This is a genomic window from Bradyrhizobium sp. WSM3983 (genome assembly GCF_000473045.1).
Classification (GTDB): Bacteria; Pseudomonadota; Alphaproteobacteria; order Rhizobiales; family Xanthobacteraceae; genus Bradyrhizobium.
The window spans coordinates 140,738-151,598 of sequence record NZ_AXAY01000025.1 but is presented as its reverse complement, the minus strand read 5'-3'; the positions used below and the strand labels follow the sequence as shown (position 1 = coordinate 151,598).

Sequence of the window (10,861 nt, the reverse complement as noted above, 5' to 3'; positions counted from 1 at the left end):
CGTCTGCCGTTGCGACAATGAGCGAACGCACACATCCACCTTGTCCTTGGCCACGTCGATACCGGCGACAACGACATCGTTTTGTGCCATCATCCACTCCCTTCCTTGCTCGGTTCGGGCTCAAAGCCCATGCAACTGTTCGGGTTGAGGAAGACACCGGATCTGTCCCTCGCTCCCCGACAGGCTCAAGGCCTTCGAGCACGAACGGGCTCAGATCCAGCGACGGGCGGTTGGTCAGAACCGCCCGTTCGCACATTCTGGCAGATTTTCCGGACACAAGAGCACGACATAAGCCGTTCCAACCATCCGCGCAGGGAAGGCCGGGATGCCTCCGGCTGCCCTGTTACCCGCTGTGCAGTGTAGCGCAATCCACTCATGGCATAGCCAGCCGGCTCCCGGCCTTCCCTGCGCCCTCTTTCAATGGAGGGTGAGGCGACCAAGCAAAGCTCGGGCGAAACAAGCCGCGAAGAGGTGAAGGCGTGTCTGCGAGGCCGTAGGATGGGTAGAGCACTTCGCGAAACCCATCACGTTTCAGCGTGGAAGAAGCGTTGATGGGTTTCGCAAGTGCGTCCCGGCTCTGCGCAGCAACGCTCGCGCGCTGCAGCGCGCCCGGGACACGAGAATAGAGACTGGCGCTCCCCCACACTCCGACGCATCGCATTTTACGCAACTGTCATAGTCTCTAACGCCGACTAACCATCGGCCGACTTAAAACTGTCATAATCACTGAAATGGAACCCGCGCTGTGACCTTTTTACGCGCCCTTAAGTGAGGCCCCATTGGATGCGGCGGGAAAGTGCGTTGGGGACTACGATGAGTGCCGCGAAAAGAGCGTCGGGAACGCCGGCCGCCGAAATGTTTGAAGACATTCCTGTGCTTCAGCGCAAATGGCGTGCTGCGTTGAAGCCGGGTGAACGGCTGCCGCGCTATGAAGACGTGATGCTCGGCAGCCTTGGGCGGCTCGCCGATCATATGGCGTTGCTCAAGAGCGACAGCGCGCTCGAACTGTCGCGGAGCGGACGTTATGTGCAAAAATGGCTCGGCGAGGAACGCTGGGACATCCCCGTCGCGGAGCTGTCGCCGGATTGCGCGACCGCGTTGTCCGAAGCGGTGGCGAACGCGCTCAAAAACGGCAAACCGCACCAGGCGAGCGCGCATTGCGTGCGCGACGGCATGGTCAGGACCTACGATCTGCTGGCGCTGCCGACCTCCTCGCGCTGGGGCGCGACGCTGGTCGGTACGTACGTCAACGAGCGCGGCGCGCAATATAATCTGCTCGATGCGATCTTCTCCGCGACCGACGATGCGGTCGTCTCGCTGGCGGCCCTGCGCGATGCCAACGGCGCGCCGTTCGATCTCCAGGTCGTGCACCACAACAAGAGCGCCGCGCTGCTGCTGAAGATCGCAAGCGGAAGTCTGCTGTGGCGGCGGATCGGTGAGGGCAACACGCTGCTGGCTTCGCCCGAGATCACGACGTTTCTGCTCAAGGCCGTCTCCGGCGGCCGCGGCGAGCAGCTCGAGATTGAGCACGATGGCCGTTATCTCCGCTTGAGCGCCACCGCCTTCGCCGACGTCGTCTCGCTGACGATCTCCGATGTCACCGCGCTGAAGCGGCGCGACGCCTCGTTCCGCCTGCTGTTCGACAACAACCCGATGCCGATGTGGGTGTTCGACGCCGACACCAAGCAGTTCCTCGGCGTCAACGACGCCGCGGTCCAGCATTACGGCTACAGCCGCGCGGCGTTCCTTCGCATGAAGCTGCATGAGATCTGGCCCGCGGACGAATGGGACAGTCATGCCGAGGCGCTCGAGCGCATCGGCGAGACCTATCATTCCTCGCGCAACTGGCGGCATCTGCGCGCCGACGGCAGCGAGATCGAGGTGTTGACGTTCGGCCGCCGCGTCGTCTTCGACGATCGCGATGGCTATCTGGTCGCGGTCGTCGACATCACCGAGCGGCGCAAGGCCGAGGCGCGGATCGCCCATATGGCCCATCATGACGGGCTCACCGACCTGCCGAACCGCGAATATTTCCAGGAGCGCTTGAAGCAGGCGCTTGACCAGGCCGGAGGCAAGCGCGTCGGCGTGCTCTATATCGACCTCGACCTGTTCAAGAACATCAACGACTCCTTCGGGCATCCTTCGGGCGACCGCCTGCTCAAGGCAGTTGCCGAACGTCTCACCACAGCCACCCGCGGTGCCAATCTCGCGGCTCGGCTCGGGGGTGACGAGTTCGCCGTGATTCTGGCGGCTGACGTCTCGCCGAACGAGGCCAGCGCCTGCGCGGCCCTTCTGATCGACATGCTGAGGGCACCCTACGATATCGACGGCCAGGAGATGGTGATCGGCGCCAGCATCGGCATCGCGCTGTCGCCGGGCGACGGCGTGACGTCGGAGGAGTTGATGCGCAACGCCGACATGGCGCTGTACCGGGCGAAATCCGACGGCGGCGGCGTGCATCATTTCTTCGAGCGCGAGATGGACCTCCAGGCGCAGAAGCGCCGCGAGATGGAAGTCGATCTGCGCCGTGCCTTTGCCAATGGCGAGTTCGAGCTGCACTACCAGCCGCTGGTGTCGATCGCCTCCGACCGCATCTCCGGCTTCGAGTCGCTGCTGCGCTGGCACCACCCCGACAAGGGCATGATCTCGCCAGCCGAGTTCATTCCGGTTGCCGAAGACATCGGTCTCATCACGCAGCTCGGCGAGTGGGTGCTGCGCGAAGCCTGCGCCGAAGCGGTGAAGTGGCCTGTTGACATCAAGGTCGCGGTCAATTTGTCGCCGGCGCAATTCCGCAGCCGCAATCTGGTTCAGGTCGTGATCTCTGCGCTGGCGCAATCCGGCTTGTCGCCGAAGCGGCTCGAGCTGGAGATCACCGAGTCGATCTTCCTGGCCGAGACCGACGCCAATCTCGCGATCCTGCATCAGCTCCGCGAGCTCGGCGTCAGCATCTCCATGGATGATTTCGGCACCGGCTATTCCAGCCTCAGCTACTTGCGCAGCTTCCCGTTCGACAAGATCAAGATCGACCGGTCTTTCGTGAAGGATCTGGCGGAGCGGCCCGATTGCGGCGCGATCGTCCGTGCGATCTCCGGTCTCGGCCGCAGCCTCAACATCACCACGACCGCGGAAGGCGTCGAGACCGAGGATCAGCTGGATTGGCTGCGCGCCGAAGGCTGCAACGAGGTGCAGGGTTTTCTGTTCAGCGCGGCGCGGCCCGCCGCCGAGATCGCAAAGCTGCTCGCCGATTTCGGTCAGCGCGCCTCACGGGCGGCGTAGCTCTTCGGGGAAGCAGTCGTAGACCAGCGCCTTGAACGCCGGCGTGATGCGGCCGCGTTCGTTCTGGGTCTGCTGCATCAGGACGTAGACCATGTCGAGCTTGGGATCGACACCGAAATAGGTGCCGCTGCCACTGTCCCATTTCAACTCGCCGAGCGAGCCCGGCGGCGGTGGTTTCGCATTGCCGGGGTCGGTGCGCACAGCGAGGCCATAGCCATAGCCGAAGCCGTCGCCCGGGAAATAGAAATAGTCGCGGCCGACGCCGGAGCCGGGTCCGATCTGGTCGGTCGTCATGTCCTTGAACGCGGCCGGGCTGAGATAGCGCTTGCCGTCGAACTCACCGCCATTGAGCAGCATTTGCGAGAAGCGCTGATAGTCGGTCATGGTGGAGAGCAGGCCGCCACCGCCGGATTGCCATTCCGGATGGTCGAGACGCCCCCGCTCGGCATCGAGCAGGATCTGATCGGTCGGCAGCGGCCGCGCCATTCGCTCGAGCTCGTCCGATGTCGTCAGCACGAATTTGGTATTGGTCATGCCGAGCGGATCGAAGATGCGCTGCTTCAAGGCGTCGTATAGCGTTTGCCTGGTGATGATTTCGATGACGCTACCGAGCACGTCGGTGGAATGACCGTAGCGCCACAGCGTGCCCGGTTGGCGCGCCAGCGGCAGCTTGGCGATACGGTCGGCGAATTCCCTGTTGTTGAAGGAGCCCTCGAAGATGTTGGCCTCCTTGTAGGCAAGCTCGACCCATTTGCCGCCGATATAGTCGTAGCTGATGCCCGAGGTGTGCCGCATCAGATCCCGGATCGTCACCGGGTGGACCGGCGGCACCAGGTCGAGCGCCAGCGACCCGTCGGGCCTGGTGACCTCGAGTCCCACCTTGGTGCCGGCGAAGAGGGGGATGTATTTCGACACGGGATCGATGAGCGCGAGCTTGCCCTCGTCGATCAGCATCATCGCAGCCAGGCTGGTGATCGGCTTGGTCATGGAATGGATGGCGAAGATCGTGTCCGGCGTCATCGACAGCCGCGTCCTGACATCACGCACGCCGAACATCTTGAAATAAACAGGCTTGCCGTGCTGCTGGATCAGGACGATCGCCCCAGGCAAAAGGCCGGCAGAGACCTCGTTTTCGAAGAACGAAGTGATGCGTCGCAGCCCGTCGGCGGAGGGGGCGGGGATGTCGGCGGCGCGGCTCCGCGCCATCGAGCCCGCCAGCAGCGCGGCCCCGACCAGAAATTCACGACGCTTCATCCGGGCTTCCTCCCTCGCGCGAGGGATCAAAGCCGCAAGACGTCCGATGGGTCAACAAGCCTTCGATTAAAATCGCGTCACGATTTCAGAAAGGACCGGTCGCGGACGATCCTCGCTCGGCCTGGTCGGCGTGCCGATGTGAACGAGGCCGGCGAGCTTTTCGTCCGGCTTGAGGCCAAGCCCGTCCAGCACGTCGCGATCGAAGGCAAACCAGCCGGTGAGCCAGCAGGCGCCATAGCCGAGCGCGGTCGCGGCCGTGACGATGTTCATGGCGCTCGCGCCCGCCGACAATTCCTGCTCCCACGCCGGCACCTTGGGATGCGGCCTGGTGAAGCTGACGATACCGATCACCAACGGAGCATCGGTGAGGCGCTTGCGCTCGGTCTCGACATCGGCCGCGGGGGCGCCGGGATTTTTGCGGGCAAAGACCTTTGCGATCACCTCGCCGGCGCGCTGGCGTGCATCGCCTTCGAAAATGATGAAGCGCCAGGGCGCGAGCTTGCCATGATCTGGCACCCGTGCGCCAATGGTGAGAATGGTCTCGAGCTCGGCCGGCGAGGGACCGGGGCCGGTCATCTCGCGCGGTTTGACCGAGCGACGGGTTTTCAGGAGTTCGATGGCGTCGGGCACTGCGGTTACCTCTTCGGCTGGTCGTCGGGCGTGCCATGCCGAGATAAGCATGCACGCCCGCAACCGAAAGCGAGTTTAGATCGATTTCAGGGATCAGACCGCCTCACGCATCCGCCGGACATCCGGCGGGGTGGCCTCGTCGACCAGCGCGGCGATTGCCTCCGCGGTCGTCATCACCTTTTGCCCGTCGCTGCCGAGCCGGCGGACGGAGACCGAATGCGTTTCGGCCTCTTTCTTGCCGACCACGAGCAGTGCCGGAATCTTGGCCAGCGAGTGCTCGCGGACCTTGTAGTTGATCTTTTCGTTGCGCAGGTCGATCTCGACCCGAAGCCCTGCGCGTCGCGCCTGCTCCAGCACCTGCTTGGCGTATTCGTCGCCTTCCGAGGTGATGGTGGTGACCACCGCCTGCACCGGCGAGAGCCAGAGCGGGAAGTTGCCGGCATAGTGTTCGATCAGAATGCCGATATAGCGCTCCATCGAGCCGCAGATCGCGCGGTGCACCATGACCGGCGGTTTCTTGCCGCCGTCATGGTCGATGTAGAACGCACCGAACCGCTCCGGCAGGTTGAAGTCGACCTGCGTGGTGCCGCACTGCCAGTCGCGGCCGATCGCGTCGCGCAGCACGTATTCGAACTTCGGCCCGTAGAAGGCGCCTTCGCCCGGGTTGATCTCGGTCTTGATGTGATTGTTCTGCGACTGGATCTCGCGCAGCACAGTCGCCATCACGCGCTCGGCGTGATCCCACATCGCGTCCGTACCGACGCGCTTGTCCGGCCGCGTGGAGAGCTTCACGGTGAGATCGCCGGTGAAGCCGAAATCCGAATAGGTCGACAGGATGAGATCGTTGATCTTCAGGCACTCGTCAGCGAGCTGATCCTCGGTGCAGAAGATGTGGGCGTCGTCCTGGGTGAAGCCGCGCACGCGCATCAGGCCGTGCATGGCCCCGGACGGCTCATAGCGATGCACCACGCCGAATTCGGCCAAGCGCAACGGCAGGTCGCGATAGCTCTTCAGGCCGTGCTTGAAGATCTGGACGTGACCGGGGCAGTTCATCGGCTTGAGCGCGAACCAGCGCTTGTCCTCGGCCTCGTCGCCGGCCGACTGCGCCGCGAACATGTTTTCGCGATACCAGCCCCAATGGCCGGAGGTCTCCCACAGAGACTTGTCGAGGATCTGCGGCGCGTTGACCTCGTTGTAATCTCCGGTCAGGCGGCGGCGCATATAGGCGATCAGCTGCTGGAAGATGGTCCAGCCCTTCGGGTGCCAGAACACGACGCCCGGACCCTCCTCCTGGAAGTGAAAGAGGTCGAGCTCGCGTCCGAGCTTGCGATGGTCGCGCTTCTCGGCTTCCTCGATTTGCTTGAGATAAGCGTCGAGGTCCTCCTGCTTGGCGAAGGCCGTGCCGTAGATGCGGGTCAGCATCGGGTTGTTGGAATCGCCGCGCCAATAGGCGCCGGCCACCTTCATCAGCTTGAAGGCGTTGCCGACCTTGCCGGTCGAGGTCATGTGCGGGCCGCGGCAGAGATCGAACCAGTCGCCCTGGTAATAGATCTTGATCGGCTCACTGCCGGGAATGGCATCGACCAGTTCGACCTTGAAGGCCTCGCCCTTGTCGCGGAACACCTGCTTGGTTTTCTCGCGGTCCCAAACCTCTTTCGTGAAAGGTTTGTCGCGCGCGATGATCTCGCGCATCTTTTTCTCGATGGCGGCGAAATCCTCGGGGGTGAACGGCTCGTTGCGGAAGAAGTCGTAGTAGAAGCCGTTCTCGATCACCGGGCCGATGGTCACCTGCGTGCCCGGCCACAGCGATTGCACGGCTTCCGCCAGCACGTGGGCACAGTCGTGGCGGATCAGCTCGAGCGCGCGCGGATCGTCGCGGTTGACGAGTTCGATCTTCGCATCGACTTCGATGGGATCGTTGAGGTCGGCGAGCACGCCGTCGAGCGCCATCGCGACGGTGCGCTTGGCGAGCGAGGGCGATATCCCCTTGGCGATATCGAGACCGGTGATGTTTTGGTCATATTGGCGCTGGGCGCCGTCGGGGAAGGTGAGGGTGACTTTGGCGGCGGGGGTCACTGGCTTCAGGTTGCTGAGGGAGTATTGAAAGCCGGATTCGGACTTGCGGTCATCGGTCATTGCTTTTCTCCTGAGGCTCACTCCTGCGAACGAGCGCAGGTAAGCGGGAACGAGCGATATATCAGGCGATTCGGCCTGCGCAATCGGGCAATTCCAAGAAAGTCGCGCGTAAAAGCCGGGGCGGTGCTCCAACTATTTCGGTCCGCGCCCTTTCACTGGTCGCCGAGCTGCTCTACATGCATTTGCATGGAAAAATCGCCTGCCGCCGGCCGTTTCACGCCAACCGCCCTGATGCTCGGCAATCTCGTTACCGGTTGCTCGGTGCTGGCGCCGGCGGGAATGCTCCCGGAATTGTCGACGGGGCTCGACGTCAGCATCCATGCGGCCGGGCTGCTCATCACCTTTGGCGCAATCACGCTGTGCATCGGCTCGCCGCTGACGGCTTGGCTGACCAGCCGCATCGAGCGGCGGATCTTGCTCACCACCACGCTCGCGGTGCTCGCCCTTGGCAATCTCGCCTCGGCCTTTGCGCCCGACTACGCAAGCCTCCTTGTCATTCGACTGGTGATGCTCGCCGTCGGCGCGCTCTACACGCCGCAGGCTGCGGGTACGGCGGCGCTGATCGTGCCGGCGGAGCGGCGCGGCAGCACGATCGCCTACATCTTCCTCGGCTGGTCGTTGGCTGCCGCGGTCGGCCTCCCGCTGATCACCTTCATCGCCAGCCGCTATGGTTGGCGCGCCGCCTATGGCGAGATCGGCGCGCTCGGCTGCGTCAGCTTCCTGTTACTGCTGGTGCGCCTGCCGGCTGGTTTGAAGGGCACGCCGGTCGACCTCAAGACCTGGAGCGAAGTCGGCCGCAACAGGACGATCCTGCTGCTGCTCGCGATCACGATGCTGCAGATGTCCGGACAGTTCGCGGTGTTCACTTTCATGGGTCCGCTGCTCAAGAAGCTGACCGAGGCGAGCCCGGATGCGATCGGCATGGTGTTCGCGATCTATGGAATCTGCGGCTTCCTCGGCGTCGTGGTGGCGAGCCGTATCGTCGACACATGGGGGCCGTACCCAACATCATTGTTGTTCACGTGCCTGTTACTGGCTGGGATCACCGGATGGGCGCTGAGCGCGGGCACCCTTGTGTTGATGGCGATCGCGGTGGCGATCTGGGGACTTGGCTTTGCCTCGACCAACTCGATGCAGCAGGTGCGGTTGGTCGCGGCCGCGCCCCCGCTCGCGCCTGCAACCGTCGCGCTCAATACATCAGTCCTCTATATCGGCCAGGCGATTGGCTCGGCCGTCGGAGGGCTGCTGTTTGCCCGCGAACTGCTGCACAGCACAGGCTTCGTGGCGGTCGGCTTCGTCGTGCTGGCGCTTGTCCTGGTGCTTGTGAGCCGTCCCCGGCCGGCTGCTGCCGCCCCGGGCTGAAGCCGGCATTTCCTGTGCGCAAGGCGCTTGGTGTGCAAGGCGCTTGGCAAACCGCGCGGGAGAGCGCTAGAACGCCCGTCATGGGGACCAAAGAGAGTTGACTGAAATGAGGATGATTCTGGCGGTTGCCGCGGTGCTCTATTCAGCCTCGGCGTTTGCGCAGACCGACAAGCCACCGATGGTGGGGGACAAGCCGCTTGTGCAGGTGAAGCCCAAAGGGACCAAGGCCGGTACCAAAGAGGCGGCGGCCAAGCCGGCTGCGGCGCCCAAGGGCAAGCCGCAATCGATCGCGGCCCGGCTTCAGGCCTGCCTCGATACTGACGACGGCACCAAGGACCGGCTCAACTGCTACGACGCCATTATCCCGCCGACGCCCAAGCCGAAGCCGGCAAAGGCCAAGGGCTACGCCGATTGCCGTTTCTTCAAGGAAGAGGATGAGCGGCTGGCCTGCTTCAACGGCTTTGCCGAGAGCATTCCGAAGCTGCCCAAAAGCTAAAGCTCAAGAGCTGAGGTTCGAGGGCCGGATGGCCAGTCGCTGATCCGGCTCAATATGGCCCTGAAGGCAACGGCCCGCAGCGCGTCGAAATGCCGGCCCGCGCACTATCCGGACTAACGATTCGATGCCGAAGGGCTGGTGGCTGCCACGCGTGTCAGCGCCAGCGCCGGCGTTGCCGACATCTTCACCAGCACGTCCTTGAGCGGGTATTGCGTCCACGCGCGGTTGACGTAGTCGCGGTGGGTGATGCCGTCGCCGGTTTCGACGAACACGACACTACCCGGACGCAACGGTCCATCCATGTCCTCGGAGACGCCGATGCCCTTGTGCCTGAGCATGCTCATCAGCTCGCGATCGCGCCGTGCGGTGTAGTGGGTATAGGAGCTGACGAAGAAGCCCGAGCGATGGCTCTCGATCCACGACGCGAACTTGTCCATTTCGCCATAGACCGCATCGAGCAGCACGACGCCGCGGACTCGATCGCTGATGCCGCCGACCTCGAGGCTCCATGCGGTCGGCAGGAATCCGCCGCTGTAGCCGACGATCACGATCGGCATATTGGCAAAGGCACGCGCGCTGTTGGGATCGCCGGTCAGCTGAGCGAGGTGGCTGGCTGACTCTTCCATGAAGCGCTTGAGGCCGCCCGGCTGCCAGAATTTTCCGGCGCTGGAGTCTGCGGCATCGACAGCCATCTGCGGCGCAAGCAGCACGGCATTGGCGCCGGAATCGGTGATCTGCCGCGGCACCAGCTGGCGGTCGCGCACGTCGCGCTCGAGCGTCGCGCCATTGCCGTGGAAGAACACCACGATCACACCCGGCTTGCGCACGTCGAAATGCTCGGGGACGTGCACCAGCACGCGGCTGTCATTGTAGGTTTCGTCCTGCCAGAACACGCGCCCCGAGTAGCTGCGGTGGCCGCGGCGGTCGCCCTTGGAGATATTCAGGAAGGGCGAGTCCGAGGCGGGGTTGTTGCCGAAATAGGGGAAGGCGGAGGACTTCATGCTGACGAGGGTCGTCAGGTCGTCGCGCGCCGGACGCTGGTAGGGGATCTGCGGCGCCAGCGAGGCCACCTTGTAGGGCGCCTGCTCCGGTTGTTGCTGCATGGCGCGCTTGGGCGAGAAGTCCGACATCTGCCGTTGCAGAAGGCTTTCGCTCGCCGAGGGAAAGCGCTCCCTAAACTGCGGGGCGGGGAAGCGATCTTCGAACGTGTCGCCGCTTGCGACTTGTTGATTGGAGGTTTGCGGATTTGTCTTCGCAACGACTTGGTTGACGACTTGGACGTTGGCCTGCGAGTTCGTCGCGAGCGCCGTCGGATTGGGCGCATTGCCGCATTGAACCAGCGTGAGCGACAGCGGCACCAAGCCTGAGATCATGGCGATCCGAAGCGCACGACCGCGCGCCCCGGACGTCTTGGTCCGGTCAGCACCCATGTCTGCTTTCAATTTCGGAACGGCCCCGACCATCCACCCATGACCCCAAGCCATGAACTCACGTCCATCGGCATTCTTAAGACAATTGAGCCGACTGGCGTTTAGGCGACGTTAAGTGTCCGGAGAAACTTCCCCACATCCGGAACGATCAAAAAAGACCACGCAATCGTGTCGCGATTGTGGGAGTGATGCGCGTATTTCCGCGGCCGATTACGGGTTTATAGTCCAAGGACGGGCATAAAAGGTGACTAATTACCTATTCGGATCGCCTCATTTA

7 protein-coding genes are annotated in these 10,861 nt (G+C 63.4%); 3 read left to right on the top strand and 4 right to left on the bottom strand.

The annotated features are described in order from the left end of the window. Window positions 1-813 precede the first annotated feature (813 nt). The gene (locus YUA_RS0129240) at window positions 814-3,276 is read left to right on the top strand and encodes a bifunctional diguanylate cyclase/phosphodiesterase (protein WP_027533878.1); all 2,463 of its coding nucleotides are present in this window, start codon (window positions 814-816) and stop codon (window positions 3,274-3,276) included. On the opposite strand, the gene YUA_RS0129235 is transcribed toward YUA_RS0129240, so the two are convergent. From YUA_RS0129235 to thrS, 3 genes are all read right to left on the bottom strand, one after another. After that, on the bottom strand, window positions 3,262-4,530 hold the full coding sequence (locus YUA_RS0129235) for a serine hydrolase (protein WP_027533877.1): 1,269 nt from the start codon (window positions 4,528-4,530) through the stop codon (window positions 3,262-3,264). The two genes, YUA_RS0129240 and YUA_RS0129235, sit on opposite strands and share 15 nt — an antisense overlap. 66 nt (window positions 4,531-4,596) lie before the next feature. Further along, on the bottom strand, window positions 4,597-5,160 hold the full coding sequence (locus YUA_RS0129230; protein ID WP_027533876.1) for a nitroreductase: 564 nt from the start codon (window positions 5,158-5,160) through the stop codon (window positions 4,597-4,599). A gap of 93 nt (window positions 5,161-5,253) precedes the next feature. After that, the gene (gene thrS / locus YUA_RS0129225; RefSeq protein ID WP_051383446.1) at window positions 5,254-7,296 is read right to left on the bottom strand and encodes a threonine--tRNA ligase; all 2,043 of its coding nucleotides are present in this window, start codon (window positions 7,294-7,296) and stop codon (window positions 5,254-5,256) included. Between the two features lie 186 nt (window positions 7,297-7,482). Between thrS and YUA_RS0129220 the strand changes: the two genes are divergently transcribed. Then, window positions 7,483-8,658 carry an MFS transporter gene (locus YUA_RS0129220; RefSeq protein ID WP_027533874.1) on the top strand — a complete coding sequence of 392 codons (1,176 nt, stop codon included), beginning with the start codon at window positions 7,483-7,485 and terminating at the stop codon, window positions 8,656-8,658. A 106-nt stretch (window positions 8,659-8,764) separates the two neighbouring features. Further along, on the top strand, window positions 8,765-9,154 hold the full coding sequence (locus tag YUA_RS0129215; RefSeq protein WP_027533873.1) for a hypothetical protein: 390 nt from the start codon (window positions 8,765-8,767) through the stop codon (window positions 9,152-9,154). A 113-nt stretch (window positions 9,155-9,267) separates the two neighbouring features. Here the strand turns inward: YUA_RS0129215 and YUA_RS0129210 are convergent, their stop codons facing one another. Next, complete coding sequence (locus tag YUA_RS0129210; protein ID WP_198029527.1) at window positions 9,268-10,584, bottom strand: alpha/beta hydrolase; 1,317 nt, start codon at window positions 10,582-10,584, stop codon at window positions 9,268-9,270. Window positions 10,585-10,861: the final 277 nt, after the last annotated feature.